This window comes from uncultured Tateyamaria sp. (assembly GCF_947503045.1).
Taxonomy (GTDB): Bacteria; Pseudomonadota; Alphaproteobacteria; order Rhodobacterales; family Rhodobacteraceae; genus Tateyamaria.
On sequence record NZ_CANNCF010000001.1, the window covers coordinates 805,737 to 826,378 of the forward strand.

Sequence of the window (20,642 nt, forward strand, 5' to 3'; positions counted from 1 at the left end):
CATCATGCCTGACGATCACCGCCGTGCCAAAGCGCCTCAGATACCCACCAATCTCCGGCTTCTGGTGGTGCTGGAGGAAGTGGCACGGCGGGGCGTCGCAGTCAGGCCTGTGGACCTGATCGAGGCCCTCGGCCTGCCCAAGCCCACCGTGCACCGCCTGTTGCAAACAGCCGAGGCCGAAGGGTTCCTTCAACGTGATCTGGATGGGCGCAGCTACGGGCCGGGCCCGCGACTGCGCTCACTGGCCGTCAGCACCATGTCCTCGGAACATATGCGCACCGCGCGGCTTGCGATCCTGCGCGGGGTGGCCGACCAGATCGGCGAGACCTGCAACCTCGCAACGCCCGACCGCGAGGGGATGACCTATCTCGACCGGGTCGAAACCGAATGGCCGCTGCGCATCCAGCTGCCCATCGGCACGCAGGTCCCGTTTCACTGCACCGCCAGTGGCAAGATGTACCTCTCCACCCTGCGCCCGCATATCCTGCGCTCGCTCCTGGGGGCCCGTCCGCTGGAAAAGCGCACGGCCCGCACCATGACCGATATCGACAAGATCAAAACGGAATTGGAACTGACCCGCCAGCGTGGCTACAGCACCGATGACGAGGAGTTCATGGAAGGCATGACCGCATTGGCCGTGCCGGTTGTGGACAATCAGGGCAAGCTGCTGGCCACGCTGTCAGCCCATGCGCCAATGCAGCGCCGCCGCCTGTCCGAGCTGATGTCCTATCTGCCCGCCCTGCGCAAAGGGGCCGAGGATCTGCGCATCCTGCACGGGCGCTGAACCACTCGTAGCCTGCGCGCCGCGCGTCACAATCCGTGAAACTGATGCTTTTCCAGCAATTCCACCAGCATGACCCGCGCCGCACGGCGGTGGGCATGGTGGGTGTCATGGGCGCGTTTGGGATCACGCTCGGCAATCGCCTGATAGACGGTGCGGTGATCGGCGTTCGACTTTGACGGTTTGGGGCGGATGAACAGGGTCGTGGCCCGCGCCCGGCGCACCTGATCACGCATCACCGACACGATCATGGCCAGACGCGCATTGCCCCCCAGTCGCACGAGTTCGCGGTGAAACCTGTCATCGGCATCGGCCCATGCGCGCAGATCGTCCTCGGACAGGGCCGCGTCCATATCGCGAATCGCAGCCGCCAGCGTAGCCAGGTCGGCCTTGGAATAGGCGGCCTCGGCCGCGCGGGCAGCGGCAAGGCTCTCAAGCTCGGTCAGGATGTCATAGATGTCGCGCATGTCCTGCGCGGACACCGGCAGCACCCGGATGCCACGGCGCGGGCGCACCTCGACCAGACCCTGAGCCTGCAGCATCAGTGCGGCTTCGCGCACCGGGGTGCGCGACATGCCCAATTGCTCGGCCAGTTCGGTTTCAAGGTGATCCGATCCCGGCGTCAGCACCCCGGAAAAGATCATCTGGCGCAGCGCCGACAGCGCTCGGTCCACATTTGAAACAGCTCCCATTACCTGCCTCCCTCAATGGCCAGCTTTTGCCCGGCTTCTGCCGAAGCATAGATCGCATCACGGATCGCAAGCACCGTCAAATAATCCGCCGCCTCGTTTTCCAGCGTGCCGGTCCCTTGCATGGCCGCAATCACATGCGATTGCAGCGCGTGTACACAATCCCCGCCAAACCCGTCCCAACCGTCCGGGCCGCGCACGGTGGTTTCCGTGTCCGCACCAAAGGCCCGGCGCGTGACCGACCCGTCCCCGAACAGCGTCATCGTGCCCTTCGTGCCTTCGATCCACGCCTCACCCATGGTGCGGCGCAGGTTGTCAGCCACATGATCCAGATGCCGGTTGCCGTCAAACAGCGCCCGCACACCCAAGGCATGATCAAAGATCACATGCCCCGCATCCTCGCCCGCTATGGCAGGGTTGAGGCGGCGCAGGTCGGCATAGACATGGGTCACGCGGCCAAAGAGATAGCGAAACGTATCGACCCAATGCACCGCCGTCTCGTGGATGAGAAAGCGGGGCATGGTCTGGAAATAGGGCTGCCGGTCCAGATAGGCGCGGGGCCCCTGACCGTCGCCCGGGCGCAGCCGGAATGTGGCGTTCTGCACCTCGCCGATGGTGCCGGCCTCCAGCTCTGCCTTGATGGCGCGATACCATGGCTGAAAGCGGAAATTCTCGTGCACGATCAGCGTGGCACCCGCCGCGTCCGCCTCTTTCACGATCACGCGGGCCTCGTCCAGATCGGTGCAAAACGGCTTTTGGCAGATGATCCACTTGATGCCCGCGGCAAGGGCCGCGCGAACGGTGGCAGCATGGGCGGGCGGGGGCAGGATGATGTCCAGCAGGTCAGGCTTGGTCTCGTCCAGCATCGCATCGAGCGTGCCAAAGGGGGCAACGCCGGTGGCCTTGGCGCGCATCAGGTCCGTGTCGCAGGCCCCGACCAGTTCGACACCGTCGATCCGCGCCCATGCGCCATAGTGGAACTGGCTGAAATAACCCGCGCCGACGCAGGCCACCCGAATGCTCATGCCAGCGCCTCCCGCACAGCCGCGGCGACCTCTGCCGTGCCCGCACTGCCGCCCAGATCGCGGGTCAGCACGCGGCCCTCGGCCACCACACCATCGACCGCCGCGCGCAGACGCGCCGCATCCGCCTGCATCGCAGGCACCCCGTGCCGCCCACCCAGCCAATCCAGCATCATCGCCGCCGACAGGATCATCGCCATCGGGTTCGCCACGCCTTGGCCCGCAATATCCGGGGCCGACCCGTGACAGGGCTGGAACACCGCGTGATCCGCTCCAATATCGGCCGACGGCGCAAGGCCAAGGCCTCCCATCAGCCCCGCACCCAGATCGGACAGAATGTCGCCAAACATGTTCTCGGTGACCATCACGTCAAATGCCCACGGCTTTTCCACCATCCACAGGGCGGTGGCATCCACATAGGCGTGGTCCGCCGCGATCTCGGGGTGATGGGCGGCCTCGGCATCGAACATCTCGCGAAAGAACGCGAATGCGCGGAACACGTTGGCCTTGTCAACGCAGGTGACCTTGCCCGGCCCTTGCCCCGAGGCCTTGCGCGACTTGGCCAGATCAAAGGCAAAGCGGAACAGCGGCTCGGAAATGGCGCGGGTGATGCGCAAGGTCTCGCGCGCCTCGTCGGCCTGCACCTCACCGCGCCCTTGCGTGTAAAACAGCCCCTCTGTGCTTTCGCGGATCAACACGAAATCGACCGATTGCCCGCCTTTCAGCGCCAGCGGCGTGGGCTGGCCGGGGCGGATGGTGACGGGGCGCACGCCTGCAAACAAGGTCAGCGCCTTGCGCAGATCGATCTGAGGCGAAATCTCGGTCCCGTCCGGGTAACGCACATCCGGCAGGCCCATGGCCGAGAGCAGAATGGCATCCGCAGCCCGCGCCGCCGCCATCGAGGCAGGGGGGAAGCTTTCGCCCGTTTCCCGGTAATGCGCTGCCCCCGCAGGGGCGTCGGTAAAGGTCAGCCCATAGCCCCCTTGCGTGGCCAGTTCGCTTAACAGTGCGGTGGTCGGCGCCATGATCTCGGGGCCAATGCCGTCCCCCTGAAAGACTGCGATATCGAAACTGGTTTTCATGGGCGCGGCAACTCCTTTGACCCTAAGATGAGTCAAAGCGACTCGCTATCGGTATGCATCTGTGTATACGTTAGCGCATGCGTTTGTAAATTCCCTGTTCGGAAAATCCGCATCAGGCCAGAAAAAGAAAGGGCAGCCCATGCCATATGCCGTCACCGTCACCTTCGACATCAAGGAAGGAAAGATGGACGAATTCATGACCCACATCCTCAACAACGCGCGCAGTTCGCTGCGCGATGAACCGGGCTGCCAGCAGTTTGATGTGTGCACGGACCCCGAGGTGCCGAACACGGTGTTTCTCTATGAACTCTACGACGATCTCGCCGCCTTCGAGGCGCACCAGACCATGCCGCACTATCTCGCCACGGGTCCCAAGGTTGGCGATCTGGTTGCCAACAAGACCCTGCGCACCTTTGAGCGTGTCGACAGATGAGCGGCTGGGAAATCTACGCCATCAAATACGGTGACCGCGACGGGCGCACCCGGGCGGACAGTTTCATCTTTGACGACAACCACGACGCCCCCCATGACATCGACTATTACATGTGGCTGATCCGGGGGCAGGGGCGCAACATTCTGGTCGACACCGGCTATGACGACGCAGAGGCGCAGGCGCGTGGGCGCCCGATCCGGCTTGATCCGGTCGAGGCGCTCAAACCCTTTGATCTCGCTCCTGAGGACATCACCGAAGTCATCGTCACCCACCTGCATTACGACCATGCGGGCGGGCTACACCTGTTCCCGAACGCCAAATTGCATATGCAGGCCGCCGAAATGGCCTATGCCACCGGCCCCTGCATGTGCCACGACACGCTGCGCATGCCGTTTACGGCAGGGCATGTCTGCGAGGCGGTCAAGCGGCTTTATTCGGGGCAGGTGATCTTTCACGACGGCGAGGCGGAACTGGCCGACGGCATCACGTTGCACTGCATCGGCGGACATTCTCGCGGGCTTCAGGCGGTGCGGGTGCGCACGGATGTGGGCTGGATGGTGCTGGCCTCGGACGCCTCGCATTTTTATGAGAATTTCATGTCCGGCAAACCCTTTCCCATCGTGGTGGATCTGCAGGACATGCTTGATGGGTTCGACACGCTGCACCGCCTTGCCAGCGCGCCAAAACTGATTGTGCCGGGGCATGATCCGCTGGTGCGGACCTATTTCCCGCAGGCCATGGCGGACCATATCCACCGGCTCGATCAGGGCCCGTTGCGCGACATCACGCCGTGAGCGCGGCCATGCCCTTTGAAACGTGAGTTGTTCCCGCCCCTTTTCAGGTCTAGGTAGAGAGGTGAAATTCCGCACTGCAGCATGAAGACAAGAGGGCACCCCATGACACGCACCGCCATCATCACCGGATCCACCAGCGGCATCGGCCTTGGAATCGCCGAGGCGTTTGCAGCCGAAGGCTACAACATCATGCTCAACGGCTTTGGCGACGCGGACGAGATCGAGGCGACCCGGGCCAAGCTTGACGCGGCAAGCAGCGGCGAGGTTGGCTATCACGGCGCGGACATGACCAAACCGGGCGAAATCGAACACCTCGTTCAGCAGACCGAGGCACGGTTCGGTGCGGTCGACATCCTCGTCAACAACGCGGGCATCCAGTTCGTCGGCCCGGTCGAAGAGTTCCCCATCGAAAAGTGGGACGCGATCATCGCGATCAACATGTCCTCGGCCTTTCACACCATCCGCGCGGCCTTGCCGGGGATGAAGGAACGCGGCTACGGGCGGATCATCAACATCGCCTCGGCCCACGGTCTGGTCGCCTCGCCCTTCAAATCGGCCTATGTGACGGCCAAGCACGGCATCATCGGACTGACCAAGACCGTGGCGCTGGAAGCGGCAGAACACGGCGTGACCGTCAACGCGGTGTGCCCCGGCTACGTTCTCACCCCGCTGGTCGAAGGGCAGGTCGCCGACACCGCCAAGGCGCGCGGCATCACCGAGGAAGAGGTCAAGAACGACGTCATGCTCAAGGCCCAGCCCACCAAGGAATTCGTGACCGTCGAACAGCTCGGCGCGCTTTGCGTCTTCCTGTCGGGCGAGGCTGCCGCCTCGATCACCGGGGCCTCGCTGCCGGTCGATGGCGGGTGGGTCGCGCAGTAAGGGCACACGTCGCAGTACAATACCGACGACGCAGAGGAACCGGAGCACCGCAGGAGGCGAACCATGGCCAGAGATTACGGTCGCCAGAAACGGCATGAAAAGTCCATCAACCTCGCCCTGCAGGGCGGCGGGTCGCACGGGGCGTTCACCTGGGGCGTGCTGGACCGGATGTTCGAAGAAGACCGGCTGTGGATCGAAGCCATCAGCGGTACCTCTGCCGGTGCAATGAACGCGGTGGTCGCCACGCAAGGCATGTATGACGACGGCGCAAACGGCGCGCGCGAAGCGCTCGAGGCGTTCTGGCGGTCCGTCAGCATCGCGGGGCAGGCCAGCCCCGTCAAACGCTCGCCGCTGGATGTACTCTTCGGGTCCTGGTCGCTCGACACCTCGCCCGGCTACATCATGATGGATGCGCTCAGCCGCATGGCCTCGCCTTATGATCTGAACCCTCTGGGCATCAACCCGCTGCGCGATCTGGTCGAAGAGTTCATCGACTTTGACAAGGTGGCGAACTGTTCGGACATGGGCCTCTATATCTCGGCCACCAATGTGGAAACGGGGCGCGCGCGGGTGTTTCACCGCCCCGAGGTGAGCCTTGACGTGGTCATGGCCTCCGCCTGCCTGCCCAGCATGTTCAAGGCGGTCGAGATCGACGGCACCCCCTATTGGGATGGGGGATATATGGGCAATCCGGTGCTCTTTCCCTTCATCGACCACTCGCCGTCCTCGGATATCGTGATCGTGCAGATCAACCCGCTCTTGCGCCCCGGCACCCCGAAACAGGCGCGCGACATCCAGAACCGGCTGAACGAGATCACCTTCAACGCTTCGCTCCTGCGCGACCTGCGCACCATCGATCTGATCCACGGGCTGATCGAGGATGGCGCCCTGTCGGGCAATGAATACCGGGTCATGAACATGCACATGATCGACGGCTGCGAAGACATGCTCGAACTGGATGCGTCCTCAAAGGTGAACTCGGAATGGGCCTTTCTGGTGCACCTGCGCGATCTGGGCCGCGCCCATGCGGATCGCTGGCTGGGGGATCATTTCGACCAGATCGAAGTGGAAAGCACGCTGGATCTGGGCGCGCTGTTCAATGATGTGGAAACCGCGCACGGCGCCAATATTATTGAACTGGGATCGCGCAGGGACTGATCGTGCAAATGCATATTTGAAGAACAATGAAGGGGGGCGGACCGCCTTATTTCATTGTTCCAAAAATATGCAAATCCGGCCTCTGAAGCTTATTCCACCATATGACAAGCCACGCGCGCGCCGCCGACGGCGCGCAAGGCAGGCCGTTCTTCGCGGCAGATCGCCTGTGCCAGCGGGCAGCGCGGGTTGTAGGCGCAGCCGGGCGGTGGGTTGATCGGGTCGGGGATCTCGCCCGTGGGCGGGGTCACTTCGCGCCCGAACCCATCAAGCTTGGGGGCCGCGGCCAGCAGCATCTGCGTATAAGGGTGCTTGGGGTCGTCAAAGAGTTCGGCAGGGGTGGCCTCTTCGACGAGACGCCCGAGATAAAGCACACCGATCCGGTCAGCCATGTGCTGGACCACGGTCAGATCGTGGCTGATGAACAGGTAGGTGAGGCCAAATTCGTCCTTGAGATCGCTCATCAGGTTCAGCACCTGCGCCTGCACGGACACGTCCAGCGCCGAGGTCGGCTCGTCACAAACGATCAGCTTCGGTTCTGACGCCAGCGCGCGGGCGATGCAGATCCGCTGGCGCTGACCACCGGAAAACTCATGCGGAAACTTGCCCGCATCGCGCGCGCTCAGCCCCACCTGTTCCAGCAGCTTTTCGGCCAGCCCGTTCGTATCGCCCCCCCGCGCCGCCACCGGTTCGGCGATGATGTCGCGCACCCGCCAGCGTGGGTTGAGCGAGGCAAACGGGTCCTGAAAGATCATCTGGATGTCGGCGCGCACTGCGTCCACCTTGGCCGCATCCTTCTCGCGTGCCAGATCGACGCCGCGGATGTCCACCGACCCTTCGGAGGGACCAAGGAGCCCCACCAGCATCTTGCCGATGGTGGACTTGCCGGACCCGGATTCGCCCACAAGGGCATAAACCGTCTTTTCCTCGATCTCGAAACTCACATCCGACACTGCCGTCAGCAAGGCGCGCGGGCGGCGTTCAAGCACGCGGTTGAGCCAGGGTTTGGACACGTCAAAGATGCGCGTGAGGTTGCGGATGCTGACAAGGGCCATCAGGCGACCTCGACCCGGTCGATGGGAAAGAAACAGGCGGCCCGGCCCGCGCCATCCTCGATGCGCGGGGCGGGATCGGCGCGGCATTGTTCGGCGGCACGCGGGCAGCGCGGGTGAAAGGCACAGCCCTGCGGCAGCGCATCCAGCCGCGGCATCGCGCCGGGGATCTGGTGCAGCCGGTCCTTGCCGCGCGAGGCCAGCGGGGTCGAACCCATCAGCCCGTCCGTATAGGGGTGCAGCGGCGCGGTGAGTACATCCCGCACCGGTCCCAACTCGGCCAGTTTGCCTGCATACATCACCGCCACGCGGTCGCAGGCCTCGGCAATCACGCCCATATCGTGGGTGATCAGCATAACGGCGGTGCCCCGTTCGCGACACAGCCGTTTCAGCAGCGCGATGATCTGTGCCTGCACGCTCACATCAAGGGCCGTGGTCGGCTCATCCGCAATGATCAGGGACGGCTCGGCGCAGAGCGCCAGCGCAATCACCACCCGCTGGCGCATGCCGCCCGAGAATTCATGCGGATAGCTGTCGACCCGCTCGGCGGCGCCCGGAATGCCAACCTCGTCCAGCGCCGCAACGGCCCGTTTGCGCGCCTCGGATTGCGAGATATCGAGATGGGCCAGCATGGTTTCGGTCAGCTGATCGCCAATCCTGAGCAGCGGATTGAGCGAGGTCAGCGGGTCCTGAAACACCATCCCGATTTCCTTGCCGCGCAGACGGCGCATGGTGTCGCCCGCAAGGTGGTCGATGCGGGTGCCGTTCAGGTGAATCTCGCCCGATGCGATATGGGCGGGCGGGTTCAGCAGCCCGATGACCGCATTTCCAGCCATGGACTTACCGGCCCCGGATTCGCCCACAACGCCAAGGATTTCACCGGCCGCAATGTCGTAAGAGACGTTGTCCACGGGGCGCAGCGTGCCGTGCCGGGTGGGGATGTCGACGGTGAGGTTGCGGATGGAGAGAATAGGGGCTGTCACGGCAATCCACTCTGTTGCGAAGTCTTTTATGAGAACTTCGACAGAGGATGGCAAGCAACATGACAGGCAGACCGCCCAAGTGTGGACGGAGTGCGCGCGGCCAAAGCTGGCAGGCAGTTGGCCCGGTCAGCTCTGGTTGGGGCCTCTGAGGCGCCGGATCGAGGCGCGTACCGCGCGCCAGGCCTTGGCTTCGCTCAGCTTTTGGGCGCTCAGTGCCTCGGTGGCCTTCTGGGCCGCTTCTGCCTCGGCCCTGTCCCCATGCGCTGCATAGAGCGCGTTTGCATAAACTGCGACTTTGGTGGCTTCCATTCTTGCCTCCTTGTTCATCAAACGAGAGGGTGCGCCTCGCGCACCGGCAATGTGGACTTTCGACACTACAGGAATTGGGGTTTTGGCGCAAATGCAGGGCGCGATTATTCGCTCGCCCGAGGGCGCGCGCGACTTCCGGGGTGGAAACTGTGCCCGTGCTACTTGCTCAATTCGGCCTGAATGCGGGGAATGAGCCGGGCTTGCATGGCCTGAAATTCCGGCCCCAGGCTGGTCATCGTCTGTTGCATGAAGGGCGTCATTTTCGACATGGCCGACGCGCCCACAGGCGAAGAATAAAAGGCGGTCAGTGCCTCGATTTCTTCAAGCGTAAAGCTTTGCGCCATGCCTTCGACCATCGCGTTGACGATCGAGGGTTTCATGCTCTGCAATTCCTCCGACACGATGCCTGCGACGGTTTCCTGCTGCTCAAGCGTCAGTTGCCCGCCCGTCAGGCCCAGCTGCGCCATCACGCCTGCAGGGGAAAACATGTCGTCCAGCAGCTTTTGCTGGACCGGCGTTTCTACATAGGCCTGTGCGGCGTCAAGCCGGGATTGGTCCTGCGCATAGGCTGGTGCCGACAGTGCGAGGACACAGAGGAAGGCGAATTTTTTCACGGGTGTTTCCTATCTGAGCCGTGGGTTCAGCGCATCGCGCAGCCAGTCCCCGAGCAGGTTCACCGACAGGGCCAGCACCAACAGCGTCACCGCCGGGAACAGCAGGATCCACCACTCGCCCGAGAACAGGAAGCCCTGGCCGATGCGGATCAGGGTGCCCAGCGACGGCTGCGTGGGTGGCGCGCCGACGCCAAGGAAGGACAGCGTCGCCTCGGCGATAATCGCGAGCGCCAGCGAGATGGTCGCGATCACGAGGACTGGCGAGAGTACATTGGGCAGGATGTGGCGCACCATGATGGCAGGGCCGGTGCGCCCGATCAGCTTGGCGGCGGCCACGTATTCCTTGTTCTTTTCCACCAGCGTCGCACCGCGCACCACACGGGCAAACTGCACCCAGTCGGACAGCCCAATGGCGACGATCAACACCCAGATCGCCATCTGGTCGCGGTATTCCACGGGGGTCACGCCCTTGGCGATCCCAAAGATCAGCATCGCCACGAGGATCGCGGGAAAGGTCAGCTGCACGTCCGCCACGCGCATGATGATGGTCTCGGTCCAGCCCCCCACATAGCCCGCAAGCAGGCCCAGCGTGATGCCCAGCACCATCGCAAAGGCCACCGCGGCGGCGCCCACAAACAGCGATATGCGCATGCCGTAAAGGATGGTGGAAAACACATCCCGCCCCTGATCGTCCGTGCCCAGCCAGAACGTATCGCCGGTGAACGCATTGGGGGTCATCGGCGCCGAAAACCCGTTCATGAGGTTCAGCGAGGCGGGATCAAACGGGTTATAGGGCGCAATCAACGGCGCAAAAAGCGCGCTCAGCACCAACAGCAACACCAGCGCAAAGCTGACCACCGCCACGGGCGAGCGCTTGAACTGGTACATGAAATCGGACTGCATCGCGAGCGACAGGCGCGAGGGGTCCTTGACAGGCGTGTCGGGCAGCGGGGTGTCGACCATCTTCAGTGCCCTCCGGTCCGGTCAGCGCGCAGGCGCGGGTCAATGGCGAAATAAAGCAGGTCCACAATCAGGTTTATGCCCACAAACATCACCGAAATCAGCATCAGATAGGCCGCCATCACCGGGATATCGACAAACTGGATCGCGTTGATGAACAACAGGCCCACACCGGGCCACTGAAACACCGTCTCGGTGATGATGGCAAAAGCGATGATCGACCCCAACTGCAAGCCCGTCACCGTGATCACCGGTACCAGCGTGTTCTTGAGGGCATGGCGAAAGTTCACCGCCCGCTCGCGCAGGCCACGGGCGCGGGCAAAACGGATATAATCCTGACGCAAGACCTCCAGCATCTCGGAGCGCACCAGCCGCATGATCAGAGTCATCTGATAAAGCCCGAGGGTAATCGACGGCAGGATCAGCGCCTTCAGACCGCTTTCGGTCAGGAACCCGGTGGACCAGTTGCCGATCTTGACGGTCTCCCCCCGTCCGAAACTGGGCAGCCAGCCCAGCTCCACAGAAAATAGGTATATCAACAGGATACCGATCAGAAACGTCGGCAGTGACACCCCGATCAACGACACGGACATGATCACATTCGCCCCGAGCCCGTTGCGTCGAATCGCGGTAAAGACGCCCAGACCAATGCCGATCGAAATGGCCAGCAATCCGCTGACAGCGGCCAGTTCAAGGGTGGCGGGCGCGCGCTCCATCAGGATCTCGGCGACCGGGCGACCCTGCCGATAAGACACGCCAAAATTGCCTTGCACGGCGCTGCTGAGGAACTTGTAATACTGCACCACAAAAGGCTGATCGAGGCCCAGAACCTCGCGCAGTCGCTCGATATCGGCCTGCGTGCGTTCCTGCCCCAGCATGTTGTCGATGGGATCACCGACAAAACGGAACATCGAAAACGCCACCAGCCCGACGACGAGCAGGACAAGGGCGGATTGGGCGATGCGTTGGATGATGTAGGCGAGCATGGGCCAAGCAGATAACGTGTGACGGTGCGGGTCAAGCGGAAAGCGGGGCAGAGCGCATGCGCAGGCGCGACTTTAGCCCGCCAGTGCCGCCGCCGTTCTGCTTTTCTTGAAGCCTGCAGGGGAAAACCCAGTTTCCTTCTTGAACGCGCGCGCGAATGCGGAATCCGAGGCATAGCCCACACATTCCGCCACATCCGCGACCGAGTTGATCGGGTCCATCAGGGCGGTCTTGGCAATCTCCATCCGCCAGCGTGTCACATAGTCCAGCGGCGTCATCGCCATCTTTTTCTGGAACGTCACCGCAAAACTGGTGCGTGACATGCCCGCACTGCTGGCGAGGCGTTCGACCGTCCAGTTGCGTTGCGGGGTTTTGTGAAATGCATCCAGCGCCCCCACGATGTTCTGATCCGAAAACCCGCTCAGCCCCCATGTTGGGGCGGCATCACTCTCGACAAAGCTGCGGATGGCTTGGGCCAGAATCGCCTCGGACATCTTCAGCGCGATCAGATCGCCGCCCATGCGTTGGCCACCGGCCTCGTCCCCGATCACCCGCAGCGTCGCCTCCATCCATTTCCCAGCCGTTTCGCCATAGTTCTTGATGTGAAGCAGCGGTGGCAGACGTTCAAACAGGATATGCGTGGAATCAGGCACGAACGAGAAATGCCCGCAGATCAACTGGGTTTCGCTCACCGGCTGGGACTCGCCGCCATAGACCAGCACCCCGGTGCCATCAAAACCGGATTTTTCCAGAACGGTTTCCAGCGGCAGCACGGTCGTATCGGGGTCATGTCCGCAATAAAGGTCATGCGAGGCGCCATGCGGAACGATGATCAGATCCCCCTGTTCGATCGTAACCGGTTCGGCGACCCCGGCCACGCGCACAAGGCACGCACCCCGGTGCGCATAGTGGAACCGCGCCACGTTCTCGAACGGCGGAACGGCGACCCCCCACGGCTTGGAAAAGGACGTGCGGAAATAGAGTGTGCCGCGCATGGACAGTCGGGTGAGGATATCACTGAGCAGATCAAGCATGCCTCTGACATGCACTAAATTTTCTCTTCGTACAAGAGTTTGAACGATCTGTATGAAATTATGAACGTATGCGCATGTATCGCAGGGTATTTTGTGGGGTACGTGGTCTCATAGTCAAAAAATGATGGAGAAACCCAATGAAGACCATGATATCCGCTCTCGCCTTTGCCGTTGCCCTGATGGGCGCCCCGGCCACCGCACAAGACGTTGCCGCGATGAACGATCTCGAATTCGCGCATATCGCCTACACGGCTGACAATATCGACATTCGCTACGCGCATCTCGCGCTGGCCCTGTCCAAGAACCCCGACGTGCACGAATTCGCCCGCACCATGATCCGCGATCATGAGGCCGTGAATGCCGCCGCACTGGGCCTGCTGGAAAAACTGGGTGCCAGCGCGCAGGACAACGCCGTCAGCCAATCCCTCGAAGTGCGCGCCGACCAGATCATCGCCGGGTTCATCGAGCTGGAAGGCGCTGCCTTTGACAAGGCTTACGCTGAAAACGAACTGGCCTATCACCAGGAAGTCAACGCACTGGTGGGTGGGACGATGATCCCCAACATCGACAACGCCGAGGTCAAGGCGCTGTTCGAGGAAGGTCTCGAAATCTTCAAGGCGCATGAAAAGCACGCCGAGATGATGGTCAAAAAGCTCGGCAAATGACCGCGCTCGTAACCCGCCGCAAGGTGATCGCAGGAGTGGCGGCAACATCCGCCGCTCTTGCTATGCCGGGCTCGGTTCTGGCGGCCCCCACGGCGCACGAGGTCCGGATCAAACGCTTTGCCTTTGTGCCTGACCGCATTCAGGTCCGTGTCGGGGACACGGTCCGGTGGATCAACGAAGACCTCGCGCCCCACACGGCCACGGCCGAGTCCTTTGACTGGGACACTGGCGAGATCGTGCGAAACCAAAGCGCGGAGGTGATCGTCACCGCTGAAATGGACACACAATATTTTTGTGTGTTTCACCCCCACATGAAGGGCGCGATAGAGCTGGTCTGACGGCCAGCGGATCGCTCGGATGTGGCCTGCCACAGGTCGCGGCAACAGGCCCCCACCACTCACGAAAAGAGGCGGAAACCTTGTCGAAAGGTTAATCCGCCTCTGTAAGCCACTGATTTTGTTAGAGTGGGGTGCTGTCCCAGCGTGGGACAGCCCTTCTTAGTTCACCGTCACCCATTTCAGGATGAAGAAGTTGTCCGGACGCTGGGTCAGCTCGATGTTGCTCTGCGCCCCCCAGACCAGCGGCTGGACATAAAGCGGCACATAGGCCACCTCGTCCTGCAGGATCTTGGCCGTTTCATCCAGCATCGCCTGCCGCTTGGTATCGTCGATCTCCGACTGGATCATTGGCAACAACTCGTCCACGCGGGCGTTCGAATAGCCGCCAAAGTTCCACGACCCCAGCTTCTTCTCCTCGTTGGGGGTGGAGGCCAGAAAGCGCACCGGATGCTCGGCATCAAAGGTGCCCGGCGACCAGCCCAGAAGATACATGTCAAAATTGTCGGCGCGCAGTTCGGGCCAGTAGTTCTGAACCGGCATCGCATCCAGCGTCGCCGTGATCCCCACCTGCGCCAGCATGCCCGTGATCGCCTGACAGACAGCCTCGTCATTCAGGTAGCGGTCGTTGGGACATTTGAGGCCAAAGGAGAACCCGTTCTCATATCCCGCCTCGGCCAGCAGCGCCTTGGCCGCATCAGGGTCATAGGCGGGCCGTTCGCTCAAGCCCGCCGAATAGCCGCGCATCGCCGCACTCACCAACTGGCTGGCAGGCTCCGCATTGCCGCGCATGATCGTCTGCAGGATGGCAGGCACGTTGATCGCATGGGCCACCGCGCGGCGCACCCGCACGTCCGAGAAGGGGTTGGTGTCGGTGGTGTCGTTGGAGTATTTCAGCGCGTCGGCCTCATGCGGAAAGCCGAGCATGATGATCCGCGCCTCGATCCCCTGGAACACCTTGACCGCGTCGTTGCCAGCCAGCCGCGCGGTGTCCTGAATTGGCACCGGGTTGATCAGGTCGACATCGCCTGACAGCAGGGCCGCCACCGCGGTGGCCGAGTTCTGGATCGGCGTCAGTTGAGCGTTGGTGATGTTGTGCTCGGCCTCGTCCCACCAGTCGGCATGAGGTTCCAGCACGGTCATCAGACCGGGCTCGCGCACGGTGACCCGGAAGGGGCCGGTGCCGTTGGTGTTGAGCGTGGCGTGGTTGCCGTTTTCCTTGTCGGGGAGGGTGGTGCCATTGGCCTCGGCCCAGCCGGAATCCATGATCATCCAGTTGGCGATGCTGTCGGGAAAGATCGGGTTGGGCGCCGTTGTCATGATGTCGACCGTATAGTCGTCGACCTTGACCACGTCCGAAACCGGCGCAAACCAGCTGCGCGTGTCCGAGGATTCGTCGCTCGCCCGCTGGTAGGAAAAGATCACGTCGTCGGCGTTGAAGGCTTCGCCGCCGTGAAAGGTGACGCCCTGGCGAAGGGTAAAGCGCCAGCCCTCACCGTCGCCAATGGGTTCCCATGCGGTGGCCAGCGACGGCTCGATCGCCATGTCCTTGCCGCGCCGCACGAGCCCTTCGTAGACGTTGTTGAGGAAGCCCAGAACGGGGGCCGAGTTGACCGCATGCGGGTCCATAGTCTGCGGGTCGGTCGTTTCCGCCCATTTGAAGTTTTCAGCCCATACGGGAGCGGCTCCAAGGCTGAGGGCGATGGGGAGAACGTATCGGAACATCGGGTATCCTTTTCGTGAGGTGGCAGAGCTTTGAGGATACTAGAGCCGAGTACGCGCAGAAATGGAAGGGGAGGGGTGTTGATGGCGTTGCGTTGAAAGGCGATGAAGGTTGGATGGGCTGCAGTCGCCTACAGGGCGCTGGGTTTGCGGAGCCATGGTCGATGTCCACGTCTGGAGCCCATCACAACATGCAGCGCCGATCTGTTGCCAGCCCGGTGGGGCGGACTGGCAATGGATCGGCGCCTTCGGCTTGCTTCCGATCCGTGTGCTGAGTGGTTGCGTTGCAACGAGGGGCGGCTGTGAGCACAGAATCGCAAATTCTGAGTGCGGCGCGAATGTCTGGTCGCGCAACACATGCGAGTCTTTCTTGACGCACCACAGATTCCGAAAAACCATTGTGCCGCAAGGCGAGCCACCTTGGGAGCCGCTTGCAGTTTTCTCCAAATGTCTTACCGTTTCGAGACGGTCATTTTTGTTAGAGTCATCGCTGCATTTGTTCTTTCGTCGCGGGTTTCAGGGGGGTGCGCCATTTCGACCGATAACTTTTCAGAAACCAGTACTTGGAAGGTTCTGAACGACGCCGTGCGACATTGCCGGTTGGTCTTATTTACGGGATTGCCTGCATCCGGAAAATCTTTCCTGCTGCGCGAGGCGGTCTTGATTGCGAAGACAGCAGAGCGCCGCGTTAAGATGATACGTTGGGACATTGCACTTGCGCCATTCCAAGAAGAACGGATTCTTGCGAAGTACCCGGATGTTGTGGATGGGAGCCATCCGATTGTTCGAAGAGCCGCCGGACATTGGGGGAGGCAATCCATTGCCCTTTGGCTGGAGAAGAACAGTGATCCAACGGAAATAATCATTGGGGAAGTCCCGATTGTCGGGAACAGATATTCTGAATTTGTTCAGACACTTCCGGACCAAGCAGAGCAAGTATTGGCGTCCGATAGCGCAGCTTTCTTCTATCCTGTGCCAACGCCAGAGGTGCTGGAAAAGTTAGAGGCGATCCGGAGGGCGACTTTTGCGAAACCACAACACCCACATGAAGCCAAAGATGCCCCGCCCGCCACAATGGACTTAGCTTGGCGTCTAACGCACGAAAAAGCCCTACAACTTGGTTTGGTTGCGCCGGATGATGTCGATGCGCACGGCAAATACTCAGAGATAGTCTACAGGCGTTTTTTCGACCACCTGCTACAACATCGGGTTTCTCGAGCGCTTGAAGTTGATGCAATCTATTCCGGAAGCGGGTCTGCGCACGACTTGGCGAGCGGCTTCACCGAACTGATTGCAACGCCCACAGATGCCGCAAGCGCCATTGCTGAAGTTGAGATGATGATGAGTGCTGAAGAAGCAGCCCAGGCTGTTCAAGACTGGTACAAGGTCTAACGTTTGCCCTCCAATTTAGAACCATTCACGTAGTTGCCATCCGTGTTCGCGGGCTCCGTGAAGCTGCATGACTGTCACAAAAATTCTCCAATTTTCCAGAGTAGCCCCTCCACGAAAAGAAGTCATTTCCAGTGCCGGCTTCTTCGAAGCAGACTTTCGTGCAGGCGCAGCGAAAGGGCGCTTCGTCCTGCTGGCCAACCGTCCACTATCAAATCCAACCAAAGCTCTTGGCTCTGAACGAAGATTGCCATTCGCGCCTCAAACAACCGTTTTTCTCCCCAACTCAACGCCCAACAAAAAAGGCGGCACCAACGGTACCGCCTTTTCCTGCGCTTGGTACGCGACTTAGTTCATGGTGATGTATTTCACCTTGGGTTGATCTTCGGGGTCAACCTCGATGCCCACACCTTCGGCCATGCCCCAGTTCAGCACCTGGTGGTGCACCGGGATGTACAGTGCCTCGTCCTGCACGGTGCGCCAGATGCTGGCGATGTCCGCGTTGCGCGCTGCGAGGTCGGTGTTGGAGGCCAGCGATTTGATCTTGGCGTCGAGATCAGCACTGGAAAATCCTGTGCCGTTCCATGTGCCGATGTCCGAACCGCGCGAGTGCACGAGGAAGTTGAAGATGTACTCGGAATCGTAGGTCGGCACGCCCCAGCCCAGCATATAGAAGTCGGTCTTGCCGTCTGTGATCAACGGGAAGTGCTGCGCCTTGGGTTTGGCATCGAGGTTCACGTTGACCCCGATCTGGCCCAGCATGCCGACAGCCGCCTGACAGATCGCTTCATCATTGATGTAGCGATCATTCGGGCAGTCCAGCCGGATCGAGAAACCATCGCCGTAGCCTGCTTCGGCCATCAGCGCCTTGGCGCCCTCGATGTCGGTGGAGGATTCGGCGTCCATGTCAGACGTCCAGCCGTTCACGAAGGGTGGGGCGATCATGCCCGCTGGCTCGGACTGGCCACGCATCACGACCTGCTGGATCGCATCGCGGTTGATTGCCATCGACATCGCCTTGCGCACACGCACGTCCGCGAGCGGGTTCTTGCCATCCACATTGTCGGCCTCGATGTCATCGGCGCCCTGGTTCATACCGAAAAAGATCACCCGGTTTTGCGGGGCCTTTTTGACCACCAGACCTTCGGCGGCGTTGATCCGCTCCAGATCCTGCACCGGCATGTCCTGAAGGAAGTTCACTTCACCCGACAGCATGGCCGCAACGCGGGTCGCGGCGTTTTGGATGGGCGTATAGACGATCTCGCTGACTTCGAGCGGGAACTGGTCGCGGCCCCAATAGTTCTCGTTGCGGGTCATCACGGTTTTGACGTCGGGCTCGCGGCTGGTCAGCACGTAAGGTCCGGTGCCGTTGACGTTGGTGGTGGCAAAGGTGATCTCGCCGCCTTCAAAGTCCTGCACGTTCACGGTGTTGTTGGCCTCGGCCCAGCCCTTGTCCATGATGAACAGGTTGGTGAGGTTGGAAGGCAGGATCGGGTTCGGCCCGTCGGTGACCATTTCGACCGTATAGTCGTCCACCGCGCGCACTTCGGTGATCGAGCCGATCAGCTCTTTCATGTCCGAATTGGGCTGTTGTGCGCGTTCAAAGGTGAACACGACATCCTCGGCGTTGAAGTCTTCTCCGCCGTGGAATTTCACGCCCTCGCGCAGTTTGAACACCCAGACGTTGGGGTCGCCCTCTTTGGGTCCCCACTCGGTGGCCAGCGCCGCTTCGAACGCGCCGGTGGTGTCGCGAATGATGAGCGGCTCATACATCTGGTGGCGGATGGTGTGGGTTGGCCCTTCGTTCTGGGCATGTGGGTCCAGCGTAAGTGCGTCGCCTGAGCGCGCCCATTTCAGCGTCTCGGCGCTGACAAGCGCGGTGCTGGACAGCAGCATTGCGGCTGACAGGATGGAAGTGAGTTTCATCAGATATCTCCCCGTTTTTGATATTGCGCAGAGTGTTTGCCACTTGGGCGCGATTGGCAAGGCGGTTCCTGCGGCAATTGTTGTGTTTCTGATCGTGCCGGTCCGCATTCGGCTGCAAAACAGGGCAAGTACAAGGGCGTCTGTGGCTGGCGTGCCCGCCTAAACCGTGGGTGCCTTGAACATTCGCGCAAACAGCGGCGCCCCAAGGATGACGACGAATATCCGCAGCACGTGATGCGCAATCACAAAGGCCATGTCGGCGCCGACAATCAGCGCAAGGATCGTCAGTTCCGCCTGCCCACCCGGGGCAAAGGCCAAAAGCGCGTTCATCCCGTTGGCCAGCCCAAAGCCATAGACCGCCTCGACAAAAACCAGCGTCAGCACCATCAGGATTACGCAAAACCCGAAGCCCGCCGCCAGATCGCGCCGCACCTCGGCCATGGTGATTCCGGTGTATTTCATGCCCACCCCCATGCCGATAAAGAACTGCGCAGACCAGATCGCCTCGACCGGCGGGCGGTGGTGCAACAGGCCTGCCAGCGCGCAGATGGCCGCGACAATCAGCGGGCCGAGGATCGACGCGCCGAACATGCCGATCCGCTTGGCCCCTTGCCAGCCGACAATGGCACAGGCCACCATCAGCGCCAGCTGTCCGGGTGGTACGCTTTGGGCGGGCGCGCCCGGCGGGTTGGACAGATCCGCCCCCCAGACCCCTTGCAGGATGAAGGGCAGCGCCACCACGATCACCAGCACCCGCGTGGCGTGGATCAGCGAAAGGGTGCGCGGATTGCCCCCGGCCTCTTCGCCAAAGACCAGCATGTCCTGCAGGCCCCCGGGCATCGTCGAATAATAACTGGTGGCAAAGTCATAGCCCCAGATGCGCTGGAAATAGGGCACGCCGATCAGCCCGATGACGAGGATCATCACCGGAATCAGTAACAATGTCGGCCACATCTGCGCCATCGAGGCCAGCATGACGGGCGTGAAGGTCGCCCCCACCGCCAGCCCCAGAAGGGTGCGCATCCCTTCGTTCAGGGGCTTGATCCCCTCCATCCTCACACCCGACAGGGACGCGATCAGGCAGGCCGCAATGGGCCCGAGCAGCCAGGGCAGGGGCAGGGCGGCGGCGTGAAAGGCGGCAACACCAAGGGCTGCAATGGCAAAGGTGATCGCGACGCGCATCATGACCCAAGCCCCTTGAGCCGGTGGATCAGCGAGGTCTGCAGATGCGCCTCGGCTGCGTCGCCGGCTGCGGCCACGTCGCCATCCTCGATGGCATCAAGGATCAGCTCGTGTTGTTCGCTGACCAGCGCAATGCGCGCTGGATCGTCCAGTGTGGTCGGCCCCAGCAGCATCAGCGCGTTGTTGAGTGCGCGCGCGGCATCCAGCAGAAATCTGTTGCGCGTGGCGAGGTATATCCCGCGGTGAAAGTCCTGATTGAGCGCGGCGGCCTTTGCAGATGCGCTTGCTGCAAGGCCCGCATTGAGGGCGCGCAGGGCGGCGACTTCGGCGGGGCTTGCGTGTTTGGCGGCCATTTCAGCGGCGGTGCGTTCCAGCACGGTGCGCATCTCGTAAAGCTCGACCAGCTCGCCATGGCTGAGCTGGCGGATGATCGCACCCAGACGCGGGCGGTGTTCGACGATGCCGTCCGCCTCAAGCCGACGCAGCGCCTCGCGCACCGGCGTGCGGGACAGGTTGAGGCGGTCCGCGATATCCGTTTCGCGCAGCCGGTCGCCGGGCGCAAAGGTGCCTGCGCGGATGGCGGCAATCAGGCTGGCATATGCCGCTTCTCCCTGGCTCATGTCAGGCGAGTTCATAATGTGCCCTCATATTT

23 protein-coding genes are annotated in these 20,642 nt (G+C 61.8%); 9 read left to right on the forward strand and 14 right to left on the reverse strand.

The window, feature by feature from the left end; genetic code table 11:
* Positions 1 to 4 precede the first annotated feature (4 nt).
* A complete protein-coding gene (locus tag Q1A89_RS04150; RefSeq protein ID WP_299724203.1) occupies positions 5 to 784 on the forward strand; it encodes an IclR family transcriptional regulator in 780 nt (259 codons plus the stop codon).
* A 26-nt stretch (positions 785 to 810) separates the two neighbouring features.
* Here the strand turns inward: Q1A89_RS04150 and Q1A89_RS04155 are convergent, their stop codons facing one another.
* Genes Q1A89_RS04155 through Q1A89_RS04165 form a run of 3 tightly spaced genes read right to left on the reverse strand, consistent with a single transcriptional unit; the run spans position 811 to position 3,574 of the window.
* Complete coding sequence (locus Q1A89_RS04155) at positions 811 to 1,473, reverse strand: GntR family transcriptional regulator (RefSeq protein ID WP_299724205.1); 663 nt, start codon at positions 1,471 to 1,473, stop codon at positions 811 to 813.
* Positions 1,473 to 2,495, reverse strand: a complete 1,023-nt coding sequence (locus Q1A89_RS04160; protein WP_299724207.1) for a Gfo/Idh/MocA family oxidoreductase — start codon at positions 2,493 to 2,495, stop codon at positions 1,473 to 1,475. Before Q1A89_RS04160 ends, Q1A89_RS04155 begins: the two co-directional genes overlap by 1 nt.
* Entirely contained in the window at positions 2,492 to 3,574 is a 1,083-nt protein-coding gene (locus tag Q1A89_RS04165) for an isocitrate/isopropylmalate family dehydrogenase (protein WP_299724209.1), read from the reverse strand. Before Q1A89_RS04165 ends, Q1A89_RS04160 begins: the two co-directional genes overlap by 4 nt.
* A 139-nt stretch (positions 3,575 to 3,713) precedes the next feature.
* Here Q1A89_RS04165 and Q1A89_RS04170 point away from each other — a divergent pair, with 139 nt between their 5' ends.
* The 4 genes from Q1A89_RS04170 (at position 3,714) to Q1A89_RS04185 (ending at position 6,838) form a co-directional block, all read left to right on the forward strand.
* Positions 3,714 to 4,007 (forward strand): putative quinol monooxygenase, encoded by a 294-nt coding sequence (locus tag Q1A89_RS04170; RefSeq protein ID WP_299724211.1) that lies wholly within the window; start codon positions 3,714 to 3,716, stop codon positions 4,005 to 4,007.
* Positions 4,004 to 4,801 (forward strand): N-acyl homoserine lactonase family protein, encoded by a 798-nt coding sequence (locus tag Q1A89_RS04175; RefSeq protein ID WP_299724213.1) that lies wholly within the window; start codon positions 4,004 to 4,006, stop codon positions 4,799 to 4,801. The genes Q1A89_RS04170 and Q1A89_RS04175 overlap by 4 nt, the downstream gene beginning before the upstream one ends.
* A 102-nt stretch (positions 4,802 to 4,903) precedes the next feature.
* A complete protein-coding gene (locus Q1A89_RS04180; RefSeq protein WP_299724215.1) occupies positions 4,904 to 5,680 on the forward strand; it encodes a 3-hydroxybutyrate dehydrogenase in 777 nt (258 codons plus the stop codon).
* A gap of 63 nt (positions 5,681 to 5,743) precedes the next feature.
* On the forward strand, positions 5,744 to 6,838 hold the full coding sequence (locus Q1A89_RS04185) for a patatin-like phospholipase family protein (protein ID WP_299724217.1): 1,095 nt from the start codon (positions 5,744 to 5,746) through the stop codon (positions 6,836 to 6,838).
* Positions 6,839 to 6,927: 89 nt separating this feature from the next.
* On the opposite strand, the gene Q1A89_RS04190 is transcribed toward Q1A89_RS04185, so the two are convergent.
* The 7 genes from Q1A89_RS04190 to Q1A89_RS04220 form a co-directional block, all read right to left on the reverse strand.
* Entirely contained in the window at positions 6,928 to 7,890 is a 963-nt protein-coding gene (locus tag Q1A89_RS04190) for an oligopeptide/dipeptide ABC transporter ATP-binding protein (protein WP_299724219.1), read from the reverse strand.
* Positions 7,890 to 8,870 carry an ABC transporter ATP-binding protein gene (locus Q1A89_RS04195; protein WP_299724221.1) on the reverse strand — a complete coding sequence of 327 codons (981 nt, stop codon included), beginning with the start codon at positions 8,868 to 8,870 and terminating at the stop codon, positions 7,890 to 7,892. Before Q1A89_RS04195 ends, Q1A89_RS04190 begins: the two co-directional genes overlap by 1 nt.
* Positions 8,871 to 8,996: 126 nt before the next feature.
* A complete protein-coding gene (locus tag Q1A89_RS04200; protein ID WP_299724223.1) occupies positions 8,997 to 9,179 on the reverse strand; it encodes a hypothetical protein in 183 nt (60 codons plus the stop codon).
* 158 nt (positions 9,180 to 9,337) lie between these two features.
* A complete protein-coding gene (locus tag Q1A89_RS04205; protein WP_299724225.1) occupies positions 9,338 to 9,793 on the reverse strand; it encodes a DUF2059 domain-containing protein in 456 nt (151 codons plus the stop codon).
* 9 nt (positions 9,794 to 9,802) lie between these two features.
* The gene (locus tag Q1A89_RS04210) at positions 9,803 to 10,756 is read right to left on the reverse strand and encodes an ABC transporter permease (RefSeq protein ID WP_299724228.1); all 954 of its coding nucleotides are present in this window, start codon (positions 10,754 to 10,756) and stop codon (positions 9,803 to 9,805) included.
* Between the two features lie 2 nt (positions 10,757 to 10,758).
* Positions 10,759 to 11,739: an ABC transporter permease gene (locus Q1A89_RS04215; protein WP_299724230.1), complete on the reverse strand. Its 981-nt coding sequence runs from the start codon at positions 11,737 to 11,739 to the stop codon at positions 10,759 to 10,761.
* Between the two features lie 72 nt (positions 11,740 to 11,811).
* Positions 11,812 to 12,771, reverse strand: a complete 960-nt coding sequence (locus Q1A89_RS04220; RefSeq protein WP_299724232.1) for an AraC family transcriptional regulator — start codon at positions 12,769 to 12,771, stop codon at positions 11,812 to 11,814.
* 137 nt (positions 12,772 to 12,908) lie between these two features.
* Here Q1A89_RS04220 and Q1A89_RS04225 point away from each other — a divergent pair, with 137 nt between their 5' ends.
* Both Q1A89_RS04225 and Q1A89_RS04230 read left to right on the forward strand, forming a co-directional pair.
* Positions 12,909 to 13,436 carry a DUF4142 domain-containing protein gene (locus tag Q1A89_RS04225; protein ID WP_299724234.1) on the forward strand — a complete coding sequence of 176 codons (528 nt, stop codon included), beginning with the start codon at positions 12,909 to 12,911 and terminating at the stop codon, positions 13,434 to 13,436.
* Complete coding sequence (locus Q1A89_RS04230; RefSeq protein ID WP_299724236.1) at positions 13,433 to 13,774, forward strand: plastocyanin/azurin family copper-binding protein; 342 nt, start codon at positions 13,433 to 13,435, stop codon at positions 13,772 to 13,774. The genes Q1A89_RS04225 and Q1A89_RS04230 overlap by 4 nt, the downstream gene beginning before the upstream one ends.
* Positions 13,775 to 13,933: 159 nt before the next feature.
* On the opposite strand, the gene Q1A89_RS04235 is transcribed toward Q1A89_RS04230, so the two are convergent.
* A complete protein-coding gene (locus Q1A89_RS04235; protein WP_299724238.1) occupies positions 13,934 to 15,496 on the reverse strand; it encodes an ABC transporter substrate-binding protein in 1,563 nt (520 codons plus the stop codon).
* Positions 15,497 to 15,940: 444 nt separating this feature from the next.
* On the opposite strand from Q1A89_RS04235, the gene Q1A89_RS04240 reads away from it, so the two are divergent.
* Positions 15,941 to 16,885 carry a hypothetical protein gene (locus tag Q1A89_RS04240; protein WP_299724240.1) on the forward strand — a complete coding sequence of 315 codons (945 nt, stop codon included), beginning with the start codon at positions 15,941 to 15,943 and terminating at the stop codon, positions 16,883 to 16,885.
* A 67-nt stretch (positions 16,886 to 16,952) separates the two neighbouring features.
* Positions 16,953 to 17,234, forward strand: a complete 282-nt coding sequence (locus tag Q1A89_RS04245; RefSeq protein WP_299724242.1) for a hypothetical protein — start codon at positions 16,953 to 16,955, stop codon at positions 17,232 to 17,234.
* Here Q1A89_RS04245 and Q1A89_RS04250 read toward each other — a convergent pair.
* The 3 genes from Q1A89_RS04250 to Q1A89_RS04260 form a co-directional block, all read right to left on the reverse strand.
* Positions 17,231 to 18,808, reverse strand: a complete 1,578-nt coding sequence (locus Q1A89_RS04250) for an ABC transporter substrate-binding protein (RefSeq protein WP_299724244.1) — start codon at positions 18,806 to 18,808, stop codon at positions 17,231 to 17,233. The two genes, Q1A89_RS04245 and Q1A89_RS04250, sit on opposite strands and share 4 nt — an antisense overlap.
* Before the next feature lie 159 nt (positions 18,809 to 18,967).
* Positions 18,968 to 19,993, reverse strand: coding sequence for an AbrB family transcriptional regulator (locus tag Q1A89_RS04255; protein WP_299724246.1), 1,026 nt, complete (start codon positions 19,991 to 19,993; stop codon positions 18,968 to 18,970).
* The gene (locus Q1A89_RS04260) at positions 19,990 to 20,610 is read right to left on the reverse strand and encodes a GntR family transcriptional regulator (protein ID WP_299724248.1); all 621 of its coding nucleotides are present in this window, start codon (positions 20,608 to 20,610) and stop codon (positions 19,990 to 19,992) included. Before Q1A89_RS04260 ends, Q1A89_RS04255 begins: the two co-directional genes overlap by 4 nt.
* Positions 20,611 to 20,642 lie beyond the last annotated feature (32 nt).